Origin of the sequence: Aquirufa antheringensis (assembly GCF_004307425.1) — a bacterium.
GTDB classification, from domain to species: domain Bacteria; phylum Bacteroidota; class Bacteroidia; order Cytophagales; family Spirosomataceae; genus Aquirufa; species Aquirufa antheringensis.
The window spans coordinates 78,438-103,844 of sequence record NZ_SEWZ01000003.1 but is presented as its reverse complement, the minus strand read 5'-3'; the positions used below and the strand labels follow the sequence as shown (position 1 = coordinate 103,844).

Sequence of the window (25,407 nt, the reverse complement as noted above, 5' to 3'; positions counted from 1 at the left end):
TAAAAAGATACTTAGAGATGCTTCAAGGCCTCGCGTTTACTCAGCGGGGCCAACGCATTGTTCTCGACAAAATCCAATACCCATTCCGCATCCGTTCGCGCATATTGGCGAAGTGCCCAGCCGATGGCTTTTTGAATAAAAAATTCCTTGGAAGAGCTCAATGCCTGAATGGTTTTCGCCAGCAAAACGGTATCTGTTTTGTCTTTATAACCTAAAGAGAAAACTAAGCATACCCGTTGCAACCAGAAGTTCCCAGAATCCATCCAGCGCTGAATCCAGAAATCACGCTCCGCTGGAAATTGCAGAAAATAAGGCCCAAGGATCTTAGGCGCTAAATTATCCACCACATCCCACCAAGATTCCTGGCCTATCCATTGTTCGCACAAGGCAGGCACGCGGTTGTCCCAGGATTTTTTGGCCTTCATCACATAGTCCATCGCCACATACTGAAACTCGCGTTCTGGCATCGCAAATAGTTGTGTGGAAACTTCAAACCAATCTTCAGAAGATCCGTATTGCTTGTACAAGGCCTTAAAAACCTCGTGACGCTCTGGTTTTTTCACCCCCAGAAAAGGGTATTTTTCACGCATGTATTTGCACATCCAAAACGCGTTATCTGCATCCGCTAGGTCGTGTAAGGCTTCTGCTATGGCTTTAACGAAGGGCTTCATCGGTTCGTCAAATAGAGTTTACCTTTCATTCCTCCATCCTCAATAGCCCACTTAGAAGCATCAAAAGGCTTGTAGCGGATATCCACAAAATTGATTTCATAAAAGTTCTTCCACACCACTCCTTGCTGATCCATCTTCCGGATTCGATTCGCGGAATTTGAAATAACCTCTATCTCCACTTGATTTTGCTCCTGCAAGATTCCGTCAGGAATGGTAAGTTGGAAAGGAAGAGACCAGATCATCCCGATGTCTTTCCCATTGATTCGCACTTTTGCCATATCGCGCAATTCAGATAAATGAAGCACTTTCGCGTTAGCGATTTGATCGGCTGATAAGGTCAGATCGAAAGTATAGCGGGCTGATGGAGTTGCGGCCAGCGAGGTGTCTAGCGAGGTATAATAGTTAAAATCTGGCAATGCGATCGTTTTAGAATCGATCTGAACGCGCAGATTGGTAGGTTCGATTTCTGTTCTAACTTTAAGAGCCGCTGGAACAATTAAAGAAGGAATTTTAACCACAGGCTGAATGATCACACTTTGGCCAGGTGCTAAAGATAGCCAGACATCCGAACCTTTTTTTCCATACGATTTCGAATCCGTTAAAGGGTCCCAGATCTCTACATTACCCGATAATTTCTTCAAGGAAATACTTCCTTCTGTGAATCGAGCGTTCAAATTAGTCACGAAGTAGGCGGCGCCCTTTGGAGTCTTCTTTCGAATAAAAGATAAGCCTTTAGCGGCCATCGGCTCGGTAGAAACTCCTAAACGAGCGAGCTGATCTGCCGGGTCTGAAAGCACGCGCATGATTAAGGCGCTGCGGGCAGACTCCCAACGTTCTTTGGCCTCTTTCGTTTGATGAAATGTATTCAAATGAAGGGGTAAATGTTCTAAAAAATACACGGGATAACCTTGTTTCACCCATTTCGCTAAACGCTCTAAAGTCTCCACCGAAACATAATGTGCCGCCGGAATTAACAAGACTTTATAATTCCCGCCCGACTTCGTTTTAAAGGTTTTCGCAGGTGTCAATTCCAAATCAGCCAACAAGTCATCCGAAATATAATCCACCGAGAAACCTTTGTCCTGTAATAATCCTGCCCAATGACCGAAGGACGTATTCTTCAACCATTCCCTGCTATTCGCGTGCAATTCCAGCGTATGCAATTTGCCTGATCCGTTATTGTTGTGCCACACATCCTCCATCGGGAAATACAATAAGGCGTCGCTATCCGTCGGATTCGCCTGTAACATCGTCTGCACATTTTCAATGTATTTATTCAGCGCAGGCATCGCCTCCCAAAAGTGACTTTGGGGATTAAAGTTCGTACTCGCATAAAACAACCAACCCGGCCACGCAACCTCAGGTGGCGAATAGGTAGCCCCATGGAAGAACACGTGATTCACCCCACCCACAAAAACTTGGTCCAATACCGGTTTCACTTGTGCGATCGAAACCTTGAAGTGATTGCCTAACCAAGTCGCCGTTTCCGCCGAAACTAATTTCTTCCCGGTCAAATTCGCCGCCGAGCTCGCCAATTTCAACGCCCGAATATCCGGAATCCCAAACGTGGTGGAATCATATTCCGGATCCACGCGGTAGCCTGGAATATCGAAAGGTTTCGAACCAAAAAACTCCGCCTCCGGAATATCCGCCGCCGCATAAATATCCAGCAAATTACCAGGGGAACCGTGGGCCTGATTTCGGGAGGTAAAGCCCATCGAATTAATCCAATGATCAAATGGCAACACAAAGTTGTTTTGCAACAAGGTGGACATCGTCCGGTGGTAATCCGCGAAAATCTGGTTCTCTTCTTCTGATTCAGACTTTTTCTTAGCTAGCACATCGAAGTGTTTGCGCAGATCATAACCGTTCAATCGTTGAAAAGCAGAAAACAAATCCGGTGTATAATTCGACCCATAAGCCTCGTAAGAGTCGTTATAAATAGCTCGTAAGGGAGAATGTGACTTCTTTAAAAGGGGAACAAAAGTGTGACTGTATTTGGCGAAGGCCTTCATGTCGAAGTGATCAAGGACGAATCCCTCTCCTCCGGGAGCGGCGCGTTTAACTTTTTGGCCGGTTAATCCTGTCTTAAATACGCCATCTACGAATTGGTATTTTTTGGCCGCCTCTTTTTCTGTGATCGTTGGTCCACCTAAAGGCCAGCCCGTCCCCATCGTCATATCGATTCCAAGACCTAAACGCTTCGCCTCTTTCAACGTAAAGAAGAATTTCGCTTGCCAGCCCGAACTTAAATAATTTTGAAATAAGGCTTCTGAGCCCTTCGCCCCGTAGATGGGAATGATGTGGAGACCGCCAAAACCCGCTTTGGCAAAATTCTCCAGATTATGCGTGATCCCTTTCTCCGTTACAGCGCTCCCCGGCCACCACCAATAAGCCCAGGGTTTAGCGGTAGAAAAAACAGCAGGATCAGATGACCCTGCTGTCGCTATAAATCTAGAGGTAAATAACAGGAGGAGAAAAACAATTCTTTTCATACCTCGAATTACGTATTTTTAAACAAAACGGCCTAACAAATTCTCTAAGTATTCTTGCTTGCCAGAGATCTGAGCTGGTTCCCCTACCTCGATCGCGATTTTGTATAAATCTTCTAATTTCAATTTGCCCGCTGCATAATCCGCTCCTTTACCCGAGTTAAAGCTTGCATAACGCTCCGCTTTCAAGCGATCCATCTCGCCATGTTTCGCGATTTTCTCTGCGATCAATAAAGAACGTGCAATCGTATCCATACCACCAATGTGTGCATAGAATAAATCCGCCATATCCGTTGAATTACGGCGACGTTTTGCGTCAAAGTTAATTCCACCACCGGCTAATCCGCCTTGCTTCAAGATGATTGACATCGCCTCCGCCCATTCGTAAATGTCCGTCGGGAATTGATCCGTATCCCAGCCGTTTTGCGTATCTCCGCGGTTCGCATCGATAGACGCTAACATACCTGCGTCTGAAGCCACTTGGCATTCGTGTGCAAAGGTGTGTCCAGCTAAAGTGGCGTGGTTTACTTCTAAGTTTAGGCCAAATTCTGATAATAAATCGAACTCGCGTAAGAAACCAATCACCGTTGCCGCATCATAATCGTATTGGTGTTTCGTAGGCTCACAAGGCTTAGGTTCGATGAAGAACTTACCTTTGAAACCATTGCGACGCGCATATTCCACACAGGTATGTAACATGCGAGCGAAGTTTTCGCGCTCACGCTTCATATCGGTATTCAATAAGCTCATATAGCCTTCGCGACCTCCCCAGAACACATAGCCTTCGCCACCTAAGGTAATCGTCGCATCAATAGCGCCTTTTAATTGCGCACCTGCGTGAGCCACTACTTCAAAGTTCGGGTTCGTAGACGCGCCGTTCATGTAGCGCTCATTCGAGAACAAGTTCGCTGTTCCCCACAAAAGCTTTACGCCGCTTTCTGCTTGTTTTTTAGCAAATATATCCGTGATGAATTTCACGCGATCACCAAATTCTTTGGGATCATTATGCCCATCAATCGCATCCACATCGTGGAAACAATAGTATGGCGCACCCATCTTCGTGATGAATTCGAATGCTGCATCGGCTTTGTCTGCCGCACGCTGACGTGCATCTGAAGCCACATCCCAAGGGTAGTGGTGTGTTCCTGGTCCAAAAGGATCCGCTCCGTCACCGCAAAACGAATGCCAATACGCAATCGCAAAACGAAGGTGCTCCTTCATGCTCTTGCCGGCAACGATGCGATTCTCATCGTAGTAACGGAATGCGAAAGGATTATCTGATTCTGCACCTTCAAATTTGATTTGACCAATGCCTTTGAAATACTCTTTTTGACCAATGATTACACTCATGATATATAATGCTTAATGTTGTTTCTTCTTAAAGTCCCAAAACTACATATTATACCTATTATATACAAATATATTTTAGCACAGATTAGCACAGCTACAAAATTGAAATAAATTTACTATTTTGCATTAAATAACCTTTTCAACATGCTTAAAAAACTACTCCAGCTAATCGCGCTGTCAGTCTTCTTGCTGCCCGCGAAAGCTCAAACCTCATTTAACGCAAACAACCGATTCGAGCAATTAGAATCGACTTTGCCTACGCCTAATTCCTACCGGACCGCGAGTGGTTCTCCAGGTAAAGATTATTGGCAACAACGTGCGGATTATGACATCAAAGTGGAACTAGATGACATTAATCGCAAGATCATTGGATCAGAAACGATCACGTATTACAACAATTCACCGGATGATTTACCGTATTTATGGATTCAATTAGACCAAAATCTATTTGAAAAAAACTCCCCAGGTAAAACGACTAAGACGGGTGAAATCAAGAATGGCATCAGCGCTGGTGCCTTCCAAGAATTGACAGACCCGAAAGATTACGGCTACAAAATCACAGCTGTAAAAGATGCAAAAGGTAATCCATTGCGTCACACGATCAATCAAACAATGATGCGTATAGACTTACCCACTCCGTTGAAATCGGGTGCTTCGGTGAGCTTTGGTATTGATTGGAATTATTTGATCACAGCCTACTATGGTCGCTCTGGTTTAGAAATTCTAGGCAAAGACAATATTGCAAACTACTTTATCGCACACTGGTTCCCTCGCTTAGCGGTATACAATGACGTATATGGCTGGCAGCACAAGCAGTTCATGGGCCAAGGTGAATTTACATTGAATTTTGGCAATTATAAAGTAGCCATCACAGCGCCAAATGACATCGTCGTAGGTGCGGGCGGGGAATTATTGAACCCTAATCAGGTGATGACTGCGACGCAATTAAAGCGTTGGGAGCAAGCCAAAACGGCGACTCGCCCGGTGGAAATTGTAACACAAGACGAAGCGATCAAAGCAGAGAAAAGTGTTCCAACAGGAAAAAAGACGTGGGTATTCAAAGCGGATAATGTGCGTGACTTTGCTTTCACCGCATCTCGCAAGTTTATTTGGGATGCGATGCAAGTGGATGTGGAAGGCAAGAAAGTATGGGCGATGTCCTACTATTCGAAAGAGGGAAATCCACTTTGGGGTAAATATTCGACGATGGTCGTAGCGCACACGCTTCGTTCGTACTCGAAAAGAACGGTCGCATATCCGTATCCAGTAGCGATTTCTTGCCACGCCACAGCGGGTGGTGGAATGGAGTATCCGATGATTTCCTTTAATGGCGGTCGTCCAGAAGCAGATGGAACGTATACGGAGAACGTGAAAAACGGGATGATTGGGGTGATTATCCACGAAGTGGGTCACAACTTCTTCCCGATGATTATTAACTCTGATGAGCGCCAATGGTCTTGGATGGATGAGGGTTTAAATACCTTCTGCCAGTACTTAGCGGAGCAAGAATGGGATCGCAACTTCCCGGCACGTCGTGGCGAGCCTCAATCGATTGTTCCCTACATGCGTTTAGATTCGAAGAACCAGGTGCCTATTATGGCGAACTCGGAGAATATCATGGATTTTGGAAATAATGCGTATGCCAAACCAGCAACGGCCTTAAATATCCTACGCGAAACCGTGATGGGTCGCGAATTATTTGATTATGCCTTCAAAGAATATGCGCGTCGTTGGGCGTTCAAACAACCGTATCCAGCTGACTTCTTCCGTACGTTGGAAGATGCGTCAGGTGTGGATTTGGATTGGTTCTGGAGAGGTTGGTTCTACGGAACGGAGCCCGTGAATCAGTCGATTGAGACGGTGGAATGGTTCGGAATCGATACGCAAGATCCGGCCATCAAAAAGGCAGGAGAAAAAGCAGTGGCGGAAGCAAAAGGCAAAACGATGTCTGCGATTCGCAACAAAACAGATATCAAGCGCACGGTTGTGGAGGAAAATCCTGATTTGACGGACTTCTATAATACCTACGATCGCTTCGCTCCTACGGAGGCCGATAAAAAGAAATACCAAGACTACATGGCGTCCTTAAATGACGACGAGAAGAAATTAGTGTCAGAGGGTAAAAACTTCTATGTGGTGAACTTCAAGAACAAAGGCGGTTTACCCATGCCTGTGATCGTTCGCTTGAACTATGAAGATGGTACAGAAGAGGTATTGCGTTTCCCGGCGGAGGTTTGGCGTTTGAACGATGTGACAGCAAAGAAAATCATCCCAACGTCTAAGAAAGTCGTAAAGTGGACATTAGATCCATTCTTTGAAATCGCGGATATTGATACGGAAGACAATGCTTTCCCTCGGGAACCAGCACAACCTACGAAGGTTCAGTTATTCAAGATGCAGGGAAGAACCTACAGCGGAGGAGTTAATCCAATGCAAGAAGCACAAAATGCCAAAAAGGCGGGTGCGGTCACTGGATCTAAAAATTAAATTAAAAAGCCCCGAGCAATCGGGGCTTTTTTTACTCTTGGTCAATTAAGTTCAGTTTGGATAAGTCCAAATCCGTCCGCATCGATTTACTGAAATACATAGGTAAAAACTTGAATCCGAACTTAAAATCTTGAATCGCATACGAAATACGAGCCACTACAATAGAGGAATATACCTCATCAAAGCCCGTCAGATAGGCCGAAATTTCAGGCTGAAGATTCACAATTTCTTTTTGGGATAAACCATAAAAAGGACTTTCTTCATCAATTGGATGAACCACTGTCCAATTTAAAACTAAACTATCCACTCTACTCCGCTCTAATTTTAGATTGAAAAATCGATAGGAATGATCATTCGTAACAATACGTACGTTCACTTTAATTTCAGCATTCATTAACAGGTGATCATCCTTGTAACAAACCAGCCGAAACATCAACGCTTTAGTTCCTTTATAGTGGGTATATACTAGAAAATCCGAAAACCGAATAAAGGCTCTTGGTCGAGAAAAACGACCATACAATAGACCCGTAGCTATGGCAAGGGAAAGAAATCCGATTAGAGATTCGACTGCAGCAATCCAATTCGCAGCCTCACTGATGGGGTTAATTCTTCCATAACCTACGGTGGTTAATGTTTGAGTGGAAAAGAAAAACAATTCTTTTATTCTATCCCAAAATTCAACTTTCTGCACTCCTTCTAACCCTGAAGGGCCCGCAAGCCAATACAAAGCCGTAAAAAAACAATTCATTAAAAAATAAAACAAAAAGATAGTGGCTAAAAATCGCGGGCGCGACATCGTCAGCATACTTTGGTATCCACTGGCTCGATCTTTTACACTAATCCCTTTCCGCTTGATATTAAATGATCCATCTTTATTGACCATTCGGCCACCCATATCGGTGCTTTTTTCTCCAAATCCCGTGTCCTGATTCACATTTTCTTTCATAGCGCTCTTTATATGAACCACAATTTAAGCGATGCAATCACAAGAACCAAAGCCAATATCCATTTCACTTTCGCGTACGATGCGATGCCTGCTCCCCAACGCGCACCCAAAAAACCGCCCACCAGGGAGGCAAACAGCCAATACAACAGTTGAGATTGATCTAGCGGAATCCAGGTTTTCAAACCGGCTAAACCTGACACGGAATTTACGAAAATAAATAGAGCTGAAACGGCTGCCGCTTCTTTCAACGAAGCCCAGCGGAAAAGTAATAACAGTGGACTTAAGATAATTCCTCCGCCAATTCCAATCATACCGGAGAGTAAACCGATAGCCGCTCCCGTGAAAATGCCTAAGACAGCAGGCAAACTCCTTTGAGTAGCCTCTTTCAACGAAATCACCATTCGAATAACTGCTAAAAAAAGACAGGCCCCTAAAATCTGTTTATACGTCGAATCAGTCAATGGAATACGTGCGCCTAAAAAAGCGGCCGGAATGGATCCGAGGGCAAAAGGCCAAAACAAAGTCCATCTAAAGAAGCCTTGCCGATAAAAGGCAAGAAATGACATCAACGAAACACCCAGATTTAATAACAAAGCCGTTTGTTTCATGAGCGGCGGTGCGATAGCAAATAGAGCCATCACAGCAAGGTAGCCGCTAGCGCCACCGTGTCCCACGGAGGCATATAAAAAGGCCATGATGGCCAATAGTATAATTAATTCCACACTATTTTCGGATGGCTAATTGGAAATAAATAAACATCTTTTCCCAGTCTGCTACGCGAATACGCTCTTCTTTGATGCGAGAGGCAGGCAAATCTTTAATCTTTTCAAAAAGGCGAATATAATACTCATAGGCTAACAAACAGCCTTTACGGGCGACGGTAGGTAAGCGGTGAATACCACGTAGACCCGCGTCAAAATCCAATTGAATATCTGCTTCGATTTCCTTTTTCTCCGCATCCGTGAAAGTCGTAAAATCGACTCCCGGGAAATACACCCGACCTCGTTCGTCGTAATCAGAACGGATATCTCGGAGGAAGTTGATTTTTTGGAAGGCAGAACCTAAGGCGCACGCATCCGCCTTCAAAGACTCGTATTCTGCTGTATCTCCTTCACAGAAAACACGCAAGCACATCAAACCGACTACTTCCGCTGAACCATAAATGTATTGCTTGTACTCTTCTGGATTATAATCGCGTTTTGTTAAATCTAACTCCATCGAGTACAAAAAAGCGTCAATCAATTCCCGTTCCATCCCGAACTTGTTCACCGCCCATTGAAAAGAATGAAGTATGGGATTTAAACTAATTCGCTCCTCAATGGCGCGGTAAGTATCTTCGCGAAAACGCTGCAATAAGGCAGCTTTGTCCTGATCGTGAAAGGTATCCACAATTTCATCCGCTAATCGAACAAAACCATAGATGGCATAAATGGGATCGTGCACTTTTTCATCCAGCGTTCGAATACCTAACGAAAAGGACGTCGAATAGGCCTTCGTCAATAACTTACTCGAGGCAAGGGAAACTTGTAAGTATAAATCCATATTATCCTTTTAATTCTTTATCGACCTCAGTGGCCACCACAATCCCTGAAATCAAGGATGGCGGCACGCCAGGACCTGGAACCGTTAATTGACCTGTATAATACAGGTTATCTAGGTGCTTGTTTTTCAAGGTAGGCTTCAAAATTGCCGTCTGCATCAGCGTGTTCGCTAAGCCATAGGCATTGCCTTTGTAGGCGTGGTAATCCGATTTGAAATCCCGGTGTGCATACGAACGTTTGTATAGGATTGAATCGCGAATAGAGACGCCACAATGTGCTTCTAATCGATCCATTAATTGTTCGAAATACTTCTCTCTACCTTCTTCTGTATCCTCTAAATCTGGAGCCACTGGAATCAATAAAAAGATATTTTCACATCCTTCCGGAGCGACAGATGGATCAGTCACCGATGGTGCTGAGGCATAAAATAAGGGATCGGAAGGCCAAGCCGGATCGGTATAAATTTCGTGCGAATGCACGGTAAAATCACGATCAAAGAATAAGTTGTGGTGCTTTAAATTAGGTAAGCGCTTCGAGATTCCTAGATAAAACAACAAAGAGGAAGGTGCCATCACGCGCTTATCCCAATAAGCCTCATCGTAATTACGCAATCCATCGCCTAGTAATTCTTCTACGTGGTGGTAATCTGCGCCAGCCACGAAAGCATCCGCCTTTTGTAATCCGGCAGCCGTCTTAACTCCTATTACTTTTCCTTTGACGATTTCGAATCCTTGCACTTCAGCGTTATACGTAATCTTGACCCCTTTTTCCTCTGCCAAGGCCACCATCCCTTTGACGATATGGTGCATGCCCCCCATTGGATACCATGTACCTAATTTGATTTCTGCATAATTCATCAGCGAGTACATCGCGGGTGTATTTTGTGAAATCGCCCCTAAAAATAAAATAGGGAATTCCATCAATTTCAACAAAGTAGGCGAGGTGAAGAACTTGCGAATGTGCTTGTAAAACGAAGAAAAGACATCAATACGAATCGCGTCAATGAGTAATTTCAGGCTGAGAAATTCGGTGATTTTGCGGGAAGGTTTCCATACAAATTCTTGAATACCCACTTTGTACTTATAGGCCGCCTGTTCCATAAACGCATCTAATTGCGCTGCAGCACCCGGTTCATAGGACTCGAATAAGGTTTTCAAATCCGCATAATTAGCTGGAAGATCGATTTTTTCCGTCTCTGACAAGATCACTGAATAGGATGGATCCAAGCGAACTAAATCATAATAATCCGCTGGTTTTTTCCCGAAACGATTAAAATAAGTCTCAAAAATATCCGGCATCCAATACCAAGACGGCCCCATATCAAAAGTAAAACCTTCCGATTGGAAAACACGAGCACGGCCACCTGCGTGATCATTCTTTTCTAAAATTTGGACTTCATATCCTTTTGAAGCTAATTCTGTCGCTGCTGAAAGCCCAGAAAAACCTGCTCCTATGACGATTACTTTCTTCATAATTACGCTAATTTAACAAATATACCGATCTTTCTTTTGGCCCAAAGCCTAAAAAGAAAAAGTCAGATAAAATCTGACTTTTTAACCTCCTTCTGTTAACCAAAAAACTAATCAAAACCTATTAATACTAACCTAAGCGTACATGTGAAGATGGTTCTTCAAATCACGTCTCGCCATAAATATTCTATTTTTAACAGTACCAATAGGTAACTGCAATTCTTCTGCAATCTCGTGGTATTTAAATCCCTCGAAGTAAAGCATAAAAGGGACTCTGTACATCGAATCTATTTTCGACAAAGCACTTTGGATATCTTCATTGATAAAGGAATTCACTGCTTTGTTTTCCTGCAATGATTCCATCGAGTTAATGTAATGTAAATTATCAGTCGTGTCGATAAAGGTGTTACGTCTCACCATACGTTGGTATTGGGTGATAAAGGTGTTTTTCATAATCGTAAATAACCAAGCTTTCAGGTTTGTCCCGTCTTGGTATTTATCCCGATTCGTGAAAGCCTTCACTAAAGTATCTTGCACCAGGTCATTTGCATCATCTCCGTCTTTCGTCAAACGAAGCGCGAATGGGCGTAAAAACTTTGAAAAAGTGCCTATTTGGTAAGTAAACTCAAGAGCTGTCATATCGATGTTCTATTTTGTTCAACAAATTTATAAAAAGATTAAACAAAACAAATACTTTGTTTAAAAAATTTCAAAAAAAATTAAACAAAAATTTTAGTTGCCAAAAAAGTCGCGTTCATCGATAGAGAAAATCCATTCATCTTTTAAGCAAAGGAAGATTCGCATAAAAGCAGGTTTTAACCTATCTTTAACCCTCTTATTCCCATGAAATACCTTTACCTACTTCTTGTACTCTATTCGTTTTCAAGCTTTTCGCAAACGAATTGCCACTGCACCTTAAAAGGTATTGTGGCATCGAAAGAGAATAAAGAAAAGGTTCCTGGCGCCTATGTCTACCTGAAAGGCACGAAGAAATCAACGACTTCGGATGCTAAAGGACAGTTCATTTTAAAAGATCTTTGTCCCGGAAAATACACGCTCGTCTGCCAAATGGCCAGTTTTGACCTGATCGAAACAGAAATTTATCTAGAAGACGAAAAAGAAGAAGATTTTCTATTAAGTACGCACGACGAACATTTGCAGGAGGTTTTTGTCCAAGGAAGAAAGCAAGAAATTACGTCTCAAATGAAGTCAGCCTTGAGCGCGGAGGAACGCTCTCAAAAAGAAGGTTTGTCCCTGGGAGAAATGCTAAAAGGACTGACAGGCGTTCAGAGTCTACAAACGGGAAGTTCCGTTTCTAAACCCGTGATTCATGGCTTGCACTCCAGTCGCGTGATCATTTTAAATCAAGGAGTCAGACAAGAAGGCCAAAACTGGGGCAGCGAACACGCGCCTGAAATCGACCCCTTCGTATCTAAAAACATTCAAGTAATCAAAGGTCCTGGTGGACTTCGCTATGGTGGAGATGCTATTGGTGGCATTGTCATGCTGGAACCCAATGCGCTACCTGACAGCTCTGTCATTCATGGATCCGTTCAAAGTATCTATTTTAGCAATGGTCGGCAGGGCGTTATTTCCGGACTCTTAGAAGGAGGAATCCCTCGACTGAAAGGCTGGGGCTGGCGCATTCAAGGTACTTTAAAGGATGGCGGAAACGTCCGAACAGCTGATTACTACCTCAGCAATACGGGGGTGAAAGAAGAAAATGTTTCGATGGCCATAGGCTATAAATCCGCTGGATTCGGAGCGGATTTTTTCGTCAGCCGATTCCATACGGTCATCGGTATCTACGAGGGTTCTCATATTGGAAATATTTCGGATTTAGAGCGATCCATTACGCTGTCTCGACCTTTAGCGGCCTTTACACCGGCTGAATTTATCCGTCGAATTGATCGCCCTAATCAGGATGTGTGGCATGATTTGGCCAAAGTCAAAGCCTTCTACCACCTCCCTAATCAAGCTACTTTACGAGCGACCGTTGCGGCACAATCAGATGAACGCTGGGAATTAGATGTATTAAGGGCAGGAAAAAACATCAATACACTCCGTTTTAATTTAAATACGCATAGCGGAGAGCTCGTGTATGATGAAACGAACACGAATAAGCGCTGGAAGGGACAGGTTGGTTTCACCTTTCTGGATCAAGGCAACATCACTTCCGGCAATAAAGTCCAAAACCCTGTCTTAACCACCAGCCTTCTTCCTAATTATTCCTTACAAAATCTAGGTGTTTTCGCCATCGAAAGAAGAGTAACAGAAAAGTGGGAACTAGAAGCGGGTCTGCGGTATGATATAAAAGAAATAGAAACGCATCGCCCCAAAGCCAATTTCTCCCAAAGTATTCTTCGAAGCAAACACCATTTTGCAGGCGTTTCGGGCAGTCTAGGCTTGACTTACCATTGGAATCCCTTGACGGAATCGCTATTCACTATTTCGCGTGCCTTCCGGGCACCCGGTGCGAATGAATTATTCTCAAACGGCGTTCACCACGGTGCCGGAGCCTATGAAATAGGGGATCCTACTTTAGAAGGAGAAACAGGAACGAACTTCAGCTTTTCAACGAATTACAAGCCGGAGCGTTGGGACATTGAAGTGGGATTGTATTCGAATCACATCCGCAATTTCATCTATTTACGCCCTTCTGTGATCAATTTGAATGCCGTATATGCGACCACGGTTAGAGGGGTCTTCCCCATTTTCAGCTACCAGCAAATCGATGCTCGTTTTCAAGGAATAGATTTCCAAGCGACTTATTCGCTTAGTCCGCGACTAACGGTGCAACAAAAGACGAGTATCGTACGGGCTTTTGACACCCTAAACGAACAATACCTGGTCAATATACCAGCTGATCGATTTGAATACCTCCTCCGGTATGCTTTTAAATCGAATAAGGCCTATGTGAGCGGTGGAATTACTCAGGTGTCCAAACAGACACGGGTGGAAGGGGGCTCTGATTATGCTGTCCCGCCTGCAGGGTACTTTTTAGTACAGGTGAATGGGGGGATGACGTATAAAAAGCTAGAAGTAAACCTGAGCGTTTCCAATGCGTTAAACGCCGCTTACCGCGATTACCTTAATCGATTCCGCTATTATGCAGATGATCAAGGTAGAAATATCAGCTTAAAAGTTTCGTATTCGATCTAGCGACGAAGCTTTAGCGACGAAGCCAGGATTCTGGATTTTGGCGCACCGTATTTTTCCAAACCTGGAAATTAATCTCTGCCGTTCCATCCTCATCCGAGGCTACAGAACCGATGCGTTGACCCGTTCTCACCCGCGTTCCTACACTCACAGATACATTCGCCAGCTTACTATAGACGGTAAAATAGTCACCGTGTTGAATCGCCACCACCATATTAATCCCCGGAATATTGACCACGGATTGTACTACGCCATCGTACACGGAGTGTACCGGAGAACCAGGGGAAGTTTGAATATCAATTCCATTGTTATTGATCATCACCCCTTTTAACAGGGGATGTTTATGAACGCCAAAGTGATCCGAAATAAAACCCGATGGAACCGGGAATGGCATTCGACCGCGCAGTGCCGCAAAGGAACTAGCTAATTTTGCTTCATCCGCATTCATATAATAGGTATTGCTTTCGATCTTTTTCTCCTCGACCGCTGCCGCTGGAGCGGGTTCCGCTTTCGACTTTTTAGCCTCCGCAACAGCTGCCTTCTTTTCTTCTTTAGGAGACTCCTTCTTTTCTACTTGTTTTTCAGCCAAGATCTTCGTCGTCTCCCCTTTCTTTAGTTCCGGTAAAGTAGGTTTAGCTACCTCCACTTTCTTCACTTGACGTGCTTGACGAAGCTTGCGCTCCCTTTCAATACTTTTTTGGATCTCCCGCTGTACAATTCCTGCAATTAAATTATCCAATTTGCGAACGGATAATTTCTTTTTTTCTAATTCAATTTTTAATTTCTTCTCTTGTTGGGTTAAGACTGTGACTACTTGGTCTTCTTTGGTTTTCAAGACCTCTAACTTCTTCTTCTCCCCTTCCTTCTCTACAATGACCTTTTGCTCCTCTTGTTTCTTGAAGACCACTTTTTGCTCTTTCGTCATCAAATCTTGACGAGTCTTAAAGATCAAATCTGCCTGTTTCTTTCGATTCGTGGAATAGTGACGTAGGTAATCAAAACGTCGAACAAATTCCCCTAAATCATTCGACAATAACAAGAAACTCATCTTATTGTACACAGAGGATGTTTTTTGAGCCTCATAAATCATCAAAGCGTATTGCTTCTTCAATCGCTCTAATTTTGCCTTTAACACATCGCCTTCATTTCGCAATTTCTGTGCCTCCTCTGCTAAAATTTGTTGATTTTGTTCCAAAACTGAAATCTGCTTTTTCTGCACTCCGATCTGTTCTTTCAGTACATTGAGTTTCCCAATCGAGGCTTTTTTCTTCTTGGATGTTCGCGAAATGATGGAATTCAGCTCCTTAATTTTGGACAAATTATCTTTCTTCTGCTGCTCTAAAGCGGCTTTCTTGTCTGCCTGAGCGAAAGACGAACTCGTAAATAGGAACGCGAATAGAAGGAAAAGGTATTTCAAGGCTTTAAGAGTTTGGCTGGCACTTTAAAAGGGAATTCCAAAGGGGTATCTAACAACTCTACTTTGGAATATTTAATAGATATCAAGGTCTGATTCACCTGATTTTCTTTGTTCTTTACATCTAAGGTAATCGAGCTAGAGAACGGGAAAATCGCTGAATTTAAACTCGCAAAATCCTCGTAATCTAAGGTTAACTTGTTCGATGAAGGTAAATCACTCACGGACAATTTCTTTAATTTCCGATTAGGCCCCACCCAATTATTCACCTCCACGTGCCCCTCTTGCTGTTTGACTAAGAAATTTTCGTTCTCTCGAACGACACGGCGCGTATTATTTTTCTTGTAGGGCTGGTCGCCTACAATCATATTTTGAATCAAATCATAACTTACTTTAAAGCCCAAACTTGTGCTCAAACTATCGTAAGTCAGATTCGTGTATTCGTTGTTAATCTTATGGTAGAATTGAACGCGTTCTTTAGTGAACAAAACAGCAGCACCAGAAATCATCGAAACGGAAATATTCGCCCAAATAATACTGTCCTTCTTCATCCGAATATCTACGATGTAATTATCCGTGTTCGTGCGCGTTTTCCACATCACCTTCGATTTCGCCTTTAAATAGGTAAAATTCAAATCATCAGAAGTGGACTGTTGATCAAGGACATCTGCCTGGGAAAGCGCCGCCACGACGGGAACAGAATCTACCTGTATGGTATCCCCCTGCACCGGATTTGTCGTAGCCACTGTCGCTTTAGGTGCGCAGGCACCCAGCAGAGAAAGAAAAACTAGACTGAAAAGAATCCGCATAGGAAGGAATTTTGGAAACAAAAATAGCTCAATTTTCGGGAATTTGACGCATTCGAATCTTTTTATCTACAGATTCACGAGCCGGATCTAAGCGAAGTGCCTCCTTCCAAGCCTCTAGTGCTTTTTCCACTAATTTCAAGCGAAAAAGCACATCGCCATAATGTTCCCATAAGGTGGCAGACGCATTTTCTTTATCTTTCAAAGCCGCCTCCATCGCCACGCGCGCTTCCGGATAACGTTTCAGTTCAAACAACACCCATGCCCGCGTGTCTAAATAGGTGCCGTTACGCGGGTGATCCGCCACTAAACGGGCAGAAAGCGAATCGGCTAAGGCTAATTTCTCCTTCCTGATTGACAAGAAATAGCTGTAATTATTGAGCACATGGTCATCTTTCGGATTCGCAGCTAAGGCTTTATCGAAAGCGGCATCGGACGCTGCATGATTGCCTAAAGCCTGGTAAGCATCTCCTAAAATAGGAAACACCCAGGGAGCCATTCGAGGGTAATTTTCTAAAGCCTCTAAGGCGTGTTCCACCACGGCCTCTTTTCGATTTAATTCCCAGTCCAGTTGAATGATGCGCACCCAAAGTTCTTCTTGAACAGGCCCTAAATTCGCTGCTTGTAGATAGTAGGTATTTTTATCGGCGAGGTCTTTCGACTCATCGCCTTTAGACAAAAAGACGAATTGCTTCACCCGAATCATGTCGGGTTCTGCATCGAAGCGATGGTCGTCGTAGGCCAGCAGTTTTTCGAAGCATTCCAATGCCTTTTTGTATTCCTTGTTCGCTAAAAGCAAGTCTCCATATAAAAGACCATAATCAAACGAGTAAGGCGATAACAGATGTGCTTTCTCCGCGTTTGAGCGGGCTGAGGTGAGTTGTTTGTCGGACAGATAGCTTTTGGCCAAATAATAGAAGACCGCCGGCTCCTGCGACTTCACTTTCGCGAGCTTCTCGAAAACAAGAATTGCCTCGCCAAAATCCTCCTTCATATACGCCCGCATCCCATCCACCATGAGTTCTTCAGACTGCGCAGCCACAGAAAAAAACCCCCCTAAAAGTAAAATCAAATAAGTGAGTTTTCGCATCATTTTAAGCTACCGTGACATTCACGAACAAGTTAGACTCCTCAAAAGTAAGTTCCGTCGAAGCCGAATCCACCCATTCCAAACTCAAGGCTTGCACCTCCTGCGAGATATAGGCTTTGAATTCGTTCAAGCTGGCCGTCCATTCTTCGTCCGAACGCTGCACTTGGATATATATTTTGTCTGTCACATCGAAACCAGAATCTTTACGTAAGTTTTGGATACGATTCACAAATTCACGTGCGTTCCCCTCACGAACTAATTCTGGCGTTAAGGTATTATCTAACGCGATCGTCAATCCACCCTCGCTTGCCGTCAAATAACCCGGCATATCCTCTGTCAAGATTTCAATGTCCGCTAGTGCGATCTCAAAACCTTGAATCTTCGCAGATCCAGCTGATTCGATCAACGCTAAATCCTCCGAAGACATTCCCGTGATGGCCTCCGCGACCACTTTCATATCTTTCCCGAACTTAGGGCCTAAAGCCTTGAAATTAGGTTTCACTTTCTTGTTCAATACCCCAGAAGCGTCATTTAAATAATTAACCTCCTTCACGTTTACCTCTGATTTGATCAGATCTTCCACGCGACGAATTTGGTCTCTCACGGACTCTTGCAAAACCGGCACTAAGACTTGCGCTAAAGGCTGACGCACTTTCAGGCGGTGTACCTTGCGAATCGAGTGAACCAGCGAACAAATACCTTGCGCTAATTCCATCGACGTTTCTAAGGCTGGGTTTTGTAGGCTCGGATTTACTTTCGCGAAATGCGTCAAGTGAACCGATTCTTTGCCCGTCAAATTCTTGTACAACCATTCTCCGTAGAACGGCGCGATCGGCGACATTAATTGCGCCACCGTCTCTAAACAGTGGTATAAAGTCTCGTAAGCCGCTTGCTTGTCCGCGGTGATCACCTGATTCGCCGTTTCTGGATTCCAGAAGCGACGGCGTGACAAACGAACATACCAGTTAGACAAATGATCACACACGAAATCTTGGATCGCACGACCTGCTTTTGTAGGCTCGTAGGTCTCAAAAGCCTCATCGACCTCCGCGATCAAATTCATTAATTTGGATAGAATCCAACGGTCTAATTCCGTTAAATCTTCCTCTTTAATGCCTTTTTGCTCAAACCCATCGAGATTAGCATAAAGAGCGAAGAAATTATAGGTATTTGTCAGTGTGCCAAAGAACTTGTTGCGCACCTCCGTAATCCCAGCTAAATCAAATTTCAAGTTATCCCAAGGCTGCGCATTCGTGATCATGTACCAACGCGTCGGATCCGCTCCGTAAGCTTTCAGGGTCTCGAATGGATCGATGGCGTTGCCTAGGCGTTTGGACATCTTGTTTCCATTTTTGTCTAACACCAATCCCGTCGAAACGACATTCTTGAACGCCACAGAATCTTCCACCATGCTCGAAATCGCGTGCAGCGTAAAGAACCAACCACGTGTCTGATCCACCCCTTCCGAGATGAAATCCGCCGGATAACTCTGCTTGAATACATCTTGATTTTCAAATGGATAGTGCCACTGGGCAAACGGCATCGCACCTGAATCGAACCAAACGTCGATCAAATCCAATTCCCTTGTTAATACATTGCCTGTCGCTGAAAGCAAGAATACCTCATCCACAAATGGGCGGTGCAAGTCTGCCTCGCCAGCCGCTAAAGCCTTTAAAAACGCTGCGTTACCTTTGGTCTGAACGTCAGTCAAAGTCCCAGAAGCCTGCGCCTTCTCAATCTCCGTTTTCAATTGCTCTAAAGAACCGATACAGATTTCCTCCGAGCCATCTTCCGTCCGCCAAATAGGCAATGGCGTTCCCCAATAGCGAGAACGAGACAAATTCCAGTCCACTAAATTCTCTAACCAGTTCCCGAAACGACCCGTTCCTGTCGACTCCGGTTTCCACTGAATCGTCTTATTTAAGGCGATTAATTTATCTTTTACCGCCGTCGTCTTGATGAACCAAGAATCCAATGGATAATACAAGACCGGCTTGTCCGTTCTCCAGCAATGTGGATACGGGTGATCAAATTTCTGAACGTTAAACGCTTTATTTTCGGTCTTTAATTGAATCGCAATACGCTCATCCACGGACAAATATTTGTCGCGGCCTTGCTTCACGCGCTCCGCTTCTTTCTCCTCATCCGTTAAGTAAGCTTCTTTTACGGGTTCCAAAGCATAGTCCGTCACCTGAGCCACAAAACGGCCTTGGCGATTTACTAATGGCACTTCTTTGCCGTTTTCATCGGTAATTAAAAGCGCTGGAATGTTGTTTTGGGCAGCCACTCTAAAGTCATCTGCTCCAAAAGTCGGCGCGGTGTGCACCATACCCGTCCCATCTTCAGTCGTCACAAAATCCCCTAAAATCACACGGAATGCGGGCGCCGATGGCTGTACATACGGCATTAATTGCTCGTATTCTACTCCTTCCAAATCCGATCCTTTGCAAGTCGCAACGATCTCATAAGGAATCGCTTGTGGCTTTTTCTCCGCTGCTTCGTAAGCGGCAAAGTCGCTGTTTTCAGCGGCTGCTTGGAAGTAGTTTTTGACTAAGTCTTTGGCTAGCACCACATACACCGGCACGTAGGTGTAGGGATTAAAGGTCTTCACCAATACATACGTAATATTCTTTCCAGCCGTCAAAGCGGTGTTCGATGGCAAGGTCCAAGGCGTGGTCGTCCAAGCCAATAAATAGACCGGTGCATCGCCTGAAGCCTTAAATAAAAATTCCGATTTCGCGTTCTTGATCGCCTTAAATTGCGCCGTCAAGGACGTATCCTTCACATCGCGGTAGCAACCCGGCTGGTTCAATTCGTGGGACGAAAGACCCGTTCCCGCCGCTGGCGAATAAGGCTGAATCGTGTAACCTTTATATAATAATCCTTGATCGTATAAACGCTTCAATAAGTTCCAAACACTCTCAATATAGTTCGCCTGGTAAGTCACGTAGGGGTTTTCAAGATCCACCCAGTAGCCCATCTTCTCCGTCAAACTATTCCATTGATCGGTGAATTTCATCACCGTCTCGCGGCACTTTTTGTTATATTCTTCGACCGAAATGCTCTTACCAATATCCTCTTTTGTAATGCCTAATTCCTTCTCCACCTGCAATTCCACCGGCAAACCGTGTGTATCCCAGCCCCCTTTACGCTTTACCTGCTTCCCTTTTAGGGTTTGGTAGCGGCAAAAAATATCCTTAATCGCCCGCGCCATCACGTGGTGGATCCCCGGCGTTCCGTTAGCAGAAGGAGGTCCTTCAAAAAACGTAAACGTAGGCTGTCCCTCTCTGGTGGAGATGGATTTTTCAAAGATGTTATTCGCGTTCCAGAAATCTAGAATTTCATCTGCCAAAGCGGCGTAATCTAAATTTTTGTATTCCTTAAAGCTCACAGACGTGTGGGGTTAAAATGAAAAAATTGGCAAAATTGAGGCAAAAATACAAAATTATACGGAACATCTCACGTGAAGATTTGTATTCCGAACGCAATTAACTAGGTTTGAATATGAAGAAGGCCGAGATTCGAAAAATAGTGTTGGCGCAGCGCACAGAACTTACAGAAAAAGAATTCCGTGAGCGCTCCCAGCGCGTCATCGAAACTTTGGCTCCTTTTTTAAATCCCGCGAAAACCATCGCCAGCTTCAAAGCCATCCCCCATCGCAATGAAATTAGTTTAGATTCACTCGAAGGCGACTTTGCTTTTCCGCGCGTTATTTCAGACGCGGAGGGTTCGATGGAGATGTTGCTGGCGGCAGAATTTGCTAACTCGGACTGGGGCATTCCCGAACCAGTGGGCGGGACCGTGGTAAAACCGACCGATTTCGATATTGTCCTATTGCCCCTTTTAACCTTTGATCTTAATGGCAACCGGGTAGGTTATGGCAAAGGTTTTTATGATCGTTACCTAGCTTTATGTAGGCCAGATTGCCTTAAAATAGGCATCAGCCTGTTCGATCCAGTTGACTTGATCGAGGAGGTGGAAAGCCATGATATACCCTTGGACATTGCGATTTGCCCAGCGAAATTGTACGATTTTCGCTGATTTTCCTTTCGATTCCCCATTTTAAGCCCTAATTTTGTAGGCTTAAATCCCAGCTTTGCTTTGAAAATCAGGAGCTTACTTTTCTTTCTACTATTGGCCTCAGGCGGCGCTATGGCGCAGGAAAAGAAATTAATTCCCATTGAAGAAGTGCAAGGGGTTTGGACGAGGAGATTTATGTATGACAGGCAGTTAGTTGACCATCCTTTGGCCTTACAAATACCTTTAATGGAGGCCAGAGACCCAGAAGTCAATGTCGAATTCTTGAAATTCAAACGTCAGCATAAACTTTCTGGCTGGTTAGCCGGTTTCTCTACTGTATTCGCTTTTTCTACCTATTTGAGTAAAGGAAGCATATCAGAGGGCTTTTATTGGTCAGCGGTGGGCGGCGTGGCTTTAGCAAACGTCTACATCGGAGCCGTGAGTAACAGACACTTCAACAAAGCGTTAAAACGATATAATGAATTAAGTAAGGCTCAAATGGGCCTAAAATTAAGCTCTTCGGGGCAAACAGGAGTATCAGTAGGAATCACATATCCATTATAAAATAAACAGAATGAAAGTTGCAGTTGTAGGCGCCACTGGACTAGTAGGCGGAGAAATTTTGAAAGTATTAGCGGAAAGAAATTTTCCTGTCACGGAGTTAATCCCGGTAGCATCCGAGCGTTCGATCGGTAAAAAGGTGAATTTTAAGGGCCAAGACTTCACGGTGGTAGGCTACGAAACAGCGATTTCGATGAAACCAAACGTGGCTATTTTCTCTGCTGGTGGAAGCAGCTCATTAGAGATGGCTCCCAAATTTGCGGCTGCCGGCATCACCGTAGTAGACAACTCTTCCGCTTGGCGTATGGACCCTACTAAGAAATTAGTCGTTCCAGAGATCAATGCGAGCACCTTAACTCCAGAGGACAAAATCATTGCAAACCCGAATTGCTCGACCATCCAAATGGTAGTCGTGTTAAATCCCTTGCACAAAAAATACAAAATCAAGCGTGTGGTCGTTTCTACTTACCAATCCGTAACAGGAACGGGTAAAGCAGCTGTCGATCAATTATTTGATGAGCGCGCTGGAAAGACGGATTACGCGAAAGTATATCCTTACAAAATCGATTTAAACGTTCTTCCTCAAATCGACGTGTTCTTAGAAAACGGCTACACGAAAGAGGAGATGAAGATGATTTTAGAAACAAATAAAATCATGATGGACGACTCCATCAAGGTGACAGCCACCACGGTTCGTATTCCTACCATCGGAGGACACTCCGAAGCGGTGAACATCGAGTTCGAGAACGATTTCGATTTAGCGGAAGTTCGTGCCATCTTAGAAAAAGAAGAGGGAATTATCGTTCAAGACGATCCGAAGAACTTAGTGTATCCAATGCCGATCACGGCACACGGTAAAGATGAGGTTTTCGTAGGTCGTATCCGCCGCGATGAATCTCAAAAGAACTCGTTAAACCTTTGGATTGTTGCCGATAACTTGCGTAAAGGAGCGGCTACAAACGCGGTTCAGATCGCCGAATACTTAGCGGCAAACCACTTGATCTAATGACTAGACTCAGCGTCAATATTAATAAAATTGCCACCTTGCGTAACTCGCGAGGTGGTAATAACCCGGATCTGATCCAGGTGGCGTTGGATTGCGAACGTTTTGGTGCTCAGGGCATCACGGTGCACCCGCGACCAGATGAACGCCATATTCGCTACGCGGATGTGTATGCCTTGAGAAAAGCGGTGAAGACGGAGTTTAATATCGAAGGAAATCCATTAGAAGCCTCTTTTGTGGAATTGGTCTTAGCGGTTAAACCGGAGCAAGTGACCTTAGTCCCTGATGCTTTAGGCCAAATCACCTCCAACCACGGCTGGGATACCATCGAACACCAAGAATTATTGAAGCGCCTGATTGCTCCCTTTAAGGAAGCGGGCATTCGCACCTCCATTTTCGTGGACCCTGTTTTAGAAATGGTCGAGGCCGCTGCCACTACAGGCACTGATCGCATCGAACTATATACGGAACCTTATGCGAATGATTTCCCTACCAATCCGACGCAAGCTGTTGCCGCATACCGAAAAGCTGCTTTTAGAGCCCATCAATTAGGTTTAGGCATTAATGCCGGCCACGATTTAAGTCTAGAAAACTTAGCCTTTTTCCAGGCAAACGTCAATCCTCTGGACGAAGTCTCCATCGGACACGCACTCATTTGCGATGCACTTTATTACGGATTAGAGAATACGATTCAACTCTACCGCAGACAATTGAAATAAAAAAAGGGCTTCGTTATCTAACGAAGCCCTTTTTTTTGAAGGAAGAATTATTTACTCTACATCACCAGTTAATACCACAGCACCACCAGCAACAGATAATTTGATCGTTTTTACTTTTCCAGCCGCACGACCGAACGTAATTTCTGCCTCATAGCCTTGCAAGGTTGTAGCAAACGTATCTGGCGTAGATGCCGCTATTAGAACAGCGCCTTCAGATGGATTGGAATCAGATGAGATTAATAATTTACCGTCTTTAGAAACGACAATCATTTTCTTCACGTATTCGTTATCAGCCATCTTATAAGAAGCTGCGTATTCAGATCCACCTGCTGATGCAGCTGCACCTGCTTTCACGCCTTCTAAGGTTTGACCTTGCGCTTCAATCTTTAATTTAGTCACTGCACCACCTTCACGTGTAAAGACGATATCTCCACCCATTCCACCTAATACAAACGCATCTGCTTTCGCTCCAGCCGTTAATTCCGTATCTGGAAAACCTTCTGCAGACATGATTAACTTACCTTCTTTGTCCGCTAATTTCAAGACTTTCACGTAAGGATTATCGCTCATGGTGTATTCACCAGCATAATCAGCGGCTTTTTGAGCATTGGAAACGAAGGCCAAACAAGTCAGGGCCAAAGCTGACACAATAGAACGTAGATTTTTCATTTTTTCTTTAAAGTTTAGGAGTCCAAAATTAAGGATTTAAATGAGCTTCCAAATTTTGTCACTCAATTTTATTCAAAATCGATTAAAATTTTGGATGTAAAAAAGATTTCTATCATATTGCGTCACAATCAATTCGCCCATTTAGACCCTATTGCATGAGATAAACCTCTACATTAACCATTTTACTTTTTTATGAGCAAAATACCCGTTAATGATGCAGCGTTAATTTCTGCCTACATACAAGGTGATTCTAAGGCATTCGAAACACTACTAAATCGTAGTAAATCAAAAGTATACACGACTATTTATTTAATTGTAAAGGACCGCTACATCGCGGAAGACCTTTTGCAGGAGACCTATATCAAAGCTTTGGACGTCATCAACCAAGGCAAGTATAACGAAGAAGGCAAATTCCTTCCTTGGATCGTCCGCATCGCACACAATATGGCGATCGATCACTTCCGGAAAGAGAAGCGCTATCCCAAAATTGTGTTAGACGATGGCTCGCCGCTGTGGAACAGTTTTCAATTTGCAGAAGAAAGTTCGGAGGACAAACAATTAAAAGAAGATATGATCGTTAATATCAGGGACTTGATAAAAAAACTTCCTACTGAGCAACGCGAGGTCCTCGTGATGCGCCATTACGAAGAATTAAGCTTCCAAGAAATCGCCGAATTAACCCAAGTTAGTATCAATACCGCATTAGGGCGTATGCGTTACGCTTTAATTAACCTTCGTAAAATGTTAGACAAACAAGAGTTAGCCTATGACAAAAAGCTCTACCCCAAATGACCTGATTAAACACCTTTATGAACCTGAAACAGGGTTCCAGCAAACATTAAATGAAGACGAGAAGCAAGAACTTGCTCGTTTAAAACAGGTCCAAAACTTGCTGAATTCGGCTTACACAGAGCCCTCCGAAAGGAGCCTCGAGAAAATTCTCGAGCACGCGCGTACTTCTAAAAAGCCCCTAGCACACTAGGGGCTTTTTTATTCGAAAATTCTGGGTA

At 44.1% G+C, this 25,407-nt stretch carries 20 protein-coding genes; 7 read left to right on the top strand and 13 right to left on the bottom strand.

Annotated elements, in window-relative coordinates:
* Positions 1-11 precede the first annotated feature (11 nt).
* The 3 genes from EWU21_RS06310 to xylA are packed head-to-tail and all read right to left on the bottom strand — an operon-like array spanning position 12 to position 4,513.
* A complete protein-coding gene (locus EWU21_RS06310; RefSeq protein ID WP_130895973.1) occupies positions 12-671 on the bottom strand; it encodes a DNA alkylation repair protein in 660 nt (219 codons plus the stop codon).
* Positions 668-3,166: a glycosyl hydrolase gene (locus EWU21_RS06305; RefSeq protein WP_130895972.1), complete on the bottom strand. Its 2,499-nt coding sequence runs from the start codon at positions 3,164-3,166 to the stop codon at positions 668-670. Before EWU21_RS06305 ends, EWU21_RS06310 begins: the two co-directional genes overlap by 4 nt.
* Positions 3,167-3,184: 18 nt before the next feature.
* A complete protein-coding gene (gene xylA, locus EWU21_RS06300; RefSeq protein WP_130895971.1) occupies positions 3,185-4,513 on the bottom strand; it encodes a xylose isomerase in 1,329 nt (442 codons plus the stop codon).
* Positions 4,514-4,657: 144 nt separating this feature from the next.
* On the opposite strand from xylA, the gene EWU21_RS06295 reads away from it, so the two are divergent.
* A complete protein-coding gene (locus EWU21_RS06295; protein WP_130895970.1) occupies positions 4,658-7,000 on the top strand; it encodes a M1 family metallopeptidase in 2,343 nt (780 codons plus the stop codon).
* Between the two features lie 31 nt (positions 7,001-7,031).
* Here EWU21_RS06295 and EWU21_RS06290 read toward each other — a convergent pair whose 3' ends face one another.
* From EWU21_RS06290 to EWU21_RS06270, 5 genes are all read right to left on the bottom strand, one after another.
* Positions 7,032-7,946: an ion channel gene (locus tag EWU21_RS06290; RefSeq protein WP_130895969.1), complete on the bottom strand. Its 915-nt coding sequence runs from the start codon at positions 7,944-7,946 to the stop codon at positions 7,032-7,034.
* Positions 7,947-7,954: 8 nt separating this feature from the next.
* On the bottom strand, positions 7,955-8,668 hold the full coding sequence (locus EWU21_RS06285; RefSeq protein WP_236633195.1) for a sulfite exporter TauE/SafE family protein: 714 nt from the start codon (positions 8,666-8,668) through the stop codon (positions 7,955-7,957).
* A gap of 1 nt (position 8,669) precedes the next feature.
* Positions 8,670-9,488: a phytoene/squalene synthase family protein gene (locus EWU21_RS06280; RefSeq protein ID WP_130895968.1), complete on the bottom strand. Its 819-nt coding sequence runs from the start codon at positions 9,486-9,488 to the stop codon at positions 8,670-8,672.
* A 1-nt stretch (position 9,489) separates the two neighbouring features.
* The gene (locus EWU21_RS06275; RefSeq protein WP_394364237.1) at positions 9,490-10,959 is read right to left on the bottom strand and encodes a phytoene desaturase family protein; all 1,470 of its coding nucleotides are present in this window, start codon (positions 10,957-10,959) and stop codon (positions 9,490-9,492) included.
* Between the two features lie 132 nt (positions 10,960-11,091).
* Positions 11,092-11,595, bottom strand: coding sequence for an RNA polymerase sigma factor (locus tag EWU21_RS06270; RefSeq protein ID WP_130895966.1), 504 nt, complete (start codon positions 11,593-11,595; stop codon positions 11,092-11,094).
* A 204-nt stretch (positions 11,596-11,799) separates the two neighbouring features.
* On the opposite strand from EWU21_RS06270, the gene EWU21_RS06265 reads away from it, so the two are divergent.
* The gene (locus EWU21_RS06265; protein ID WP_130895965.1) at positions 11,800-14,118 is read left to right on the top strand and encodes a TonB-dependent receptor; all 2,319 of its coding nucleotides are present in this window, start codon (positions 11,800-11,802) and stop codon (positions 14,116-14,118) included.
* A gap of 10 nt (positions 14,119-14,128) precedes the next feature.
* Here EWU21_RS06265 and EWU21_RS06260 read toward each other — a convergent pair whose 3' ends face one another.
* Genes EWU21_RS06260 through ileS form a run of 4 tightly spaced genes read right to left on the bottom strand, consistent with a single transcriptional unit; the run spans position 14,129 to position 20,816 of the window.
* Positions 14,129-15,532: a murein hydrolase activator EnvC family protein gene (locus EWU21_RS06260; protein WP_130895964.1), complete on the bottom strand. Its 1,404-nt coding sequence runs from the start codon at positions 15,530-15,532 to the stop codon at positions 14,129-14,131.
* Complete coding sequence (locus tag EWU21_RS06255) at positions 15,529-16,338, bottom strand: DUF4292 domain-containing protein (protein ID WP_130895963.1); 810 nt, start codon at positions 16,336-16,338, stop codon at positions 15,529-15,531. The genes EWU21_RS06260 and EWU21_RS06255 overlap by 4 nt, the downstream gene beginning before the upstream one ends.
* Before the next feature lie 28 nt (positions 16,339-16,366).
* A complete protein-coding gene (locus EWU21_RS06250; protein ID WP_161566482.1) occupies positions 16,367-17,425 on the bottom strand; it encodes a tetratricopeptide repeat protein in 1,059 nt (352 codons plus the stop codon).
* Positions 17,426-17,429: 4 nt separating this feature from the next.
* Positions 17,430-20,816 (bottom strand): isoleucine--tRNA ligase, encoded by a 3,387-nt coding sequence (gene ileS / locus EWU21_RS06245; RefSeq protein WP_130895961.1) that lies wholly within the window; start codon positions 20,814-20,816, stop codon positions 17,430-17,432.
* 113 nt (positions 20,817-20,929) lie between these two features.
* On the opposite strand from ileS, the gene EWU21_RS06240 reads away from it, so the two are divergent.
* From EWU21_RS06240 to EWU21_RS06225, 4 genes are read left to right on the top strand one after another with little or no spacing between them, the layout of a single operon-like run.
* On the top strand, positions 20,930-21,466 hold the full coding sequence (locus EWU21_RS06240; RefSeq protein ID WP_130895960.1) for a 5-formyltetrahydrofolate cyclo-ligase: 537 nt from the start codon (positions 20,930-20,932) through the stop codon (positions 21,464-21,466).
* A gap of 60 nt (positions 21,467-21,526) precedes the next feature.
* Entirely contained in the window at positions 21,527-22,009 is a 483-nt protein-coding gene (locus EWU21_RS06235) for a hypothetical protein (RefSeq protein WP_130895959.1), read from the top strand.
* Positions 22,010-22,019: 10 nt separating this feature from the next.
* Positions 22,020-23,012: an aspartate-semialdehyde dehydrogenase gene (locus EWU21_RS06230; RefSeq protein ID WP_130895958.1), complete on the top strand. Its 993-nt coding sequence runs from the start codon at positions 22,020-22,022 to the stop codon at positions 23,010-23,012.
* On the top strand, positions 23,012-23,728 hold the full coding sequence (locus EWU21_RS06225) for a pyridoxine 5'-phosphate synthase (protein ID WP_130895957.1): 717 nt from the start codon (positions 23,012-23,014) through the stop codon (positions 23,726-23,728). Before EWU21_RS06230 ends, EWU21_RS06225 begins: the two co-directional genes overlap by 1 nt.
* Positions 23,729-23,779: 51 nt before the next feature.
* On the opposite strand, the gene EWU21_RS06220 is transcribed toward EWU21_RS06225, so the two are convergent.
* A complete protein-coding gene (locus tag EWU21_RS06220) occupies positions 23,780-24,397 on the bottom strand; it encodes a hypothetical protein (protein WP_130895956.1) in 618 nt (205 codons plus the stop codon).
* A 192-nt stretch (positions 24,398-24,589) separates the two neighbouring features.
* On the opposite strand from EWU21_RS06220, the gene EWU21_RS06215 reads away from it, so the two are divergent.
* On the top strand, positions 24,590-25,189 hold the full coding sequence (locus EWU21_RS06215) for an RNA polymerase sigma factor (RefSeq protein ID WP_130895955.1): 600 nt from the start codon (positions 24,590-24,592) through the stop codon (positions 25,187-25,189).
* Positions 25,190-25,407: the final 218 nt, after the last annotated feature.

Bases quoted from the DNA above. Each gene is read 5' to 3' on its own strand.
- EWU21_RS06305 (WP_130895972.1), bottom strand. From the start codon at position 3,166: ATGAAAAGAATTGTTTTTCTCCTCCTGTTATTTACCTCTAGATTTATA.
- EWU21_RS06275 (WP_394364237.1), bottom strand. From the start codon at position 10,959: ATGAAGAAAGTAATCGTCATAGGAGCAGGTTTTTCTGGGCTTTCAGCA.
- EWU21_RS06265 (WP_130895965.1), top strand. From the start codon at position 11,800: ATGAAATACCTTTACCTACTTCTTGTACTCTATTCGTTTTCAAGCTTT.
- EWU21_RS06270 (WP_130895966.1), bottom strand. From the start codon at position 11,595: ATGACAGCTCTTGAGTTTACTTACCAAATAGGCACTTTTTCAAAGTTT.
- EWU21_RS06215 (WP_130895955.1), top strand. From the start codon at position 24,590: ATGAGCAAAATACCCGTTAATGATGCAGCGTTAATTTCTGCCTACATA.
- EWU21_RS06255 (WP_130895963.1), bottom strand. From the start codon at position 16,338: ATGCGGATTCTTTTCAGTCTAGTTTTTCTTTCTCTGCTGGGTGCCTGC.
- EWU21_RS06295 (WP_130895970.1), top strand. From the start codon at position 4,658: ATGCTTAAAAAACTACTCCAGCTAATCGCGCTGTCAGTCTTCTTGCTG.
- xylA (WP_130895971.1), bottom strand. From the start codon at position 4,513: ATGAGTGTAATCATTGGTCAAAAAGAGTATTTCAAAGGCATTGGTCAA.
- EWU21_RS06220 (WP_130895956.1), bottom strand. From the start codon at position 24,397: ATGAAAAATCTACGTTCTATTGTGTCAGCTTTGGCCCTGACTTGTTTG.
- EWU21_RS06310 (WP_130895973.1), bottom strand. From the start codon at position 671: ATGAAGCCCTTCGTTAAAGCCATAGCAGAAGCCTTACACGACCTAGCG.
- EWU21_RS06280 (WP_130895968.1), bottom strand. From the start codon at position 9,488: ATGGATTTATACTTACAAGTTTCCCTTGCCTCGAGTAAGTTATTGACG.
- EWU21_RS06225 (WP_130895957.1), top strand. From the start codon at position 23,012: ATGACTAGACTCAGCGTCAATATTAATAAAATTGCCACCTTGCGTAAC.
- EWU21_RS06240 (WP_130895960.1), top strand. From the start codon at position 20,930: ATGAAGAAGGCCGAGATTCGAAAAATAGTGTTGGCGCAGCGCACAGAA.
- EWU21_RS06290 (WP_130895969.1), bottom strand. From the start codon at position 7,946: ATGAAAGAAAATGTGAATCAGGACACGGGATTTGGAGAAAAAAGCACC.
- EWU21_RS06230 (WP_130895958.1), top strand. From the start codon at position 22,020: ATGAAAGTTGCAGTTGTAGGCGCCACTGGACTAGTAGGCGGAGAAATT.
- EWU21_RS06250 (WP_161566482.1), bottom strand. From the start codon at position 17,425: ATGCGAAAACTCACTTATTTGATTTTACTTTTAGGGGGGTTTTTTTCT.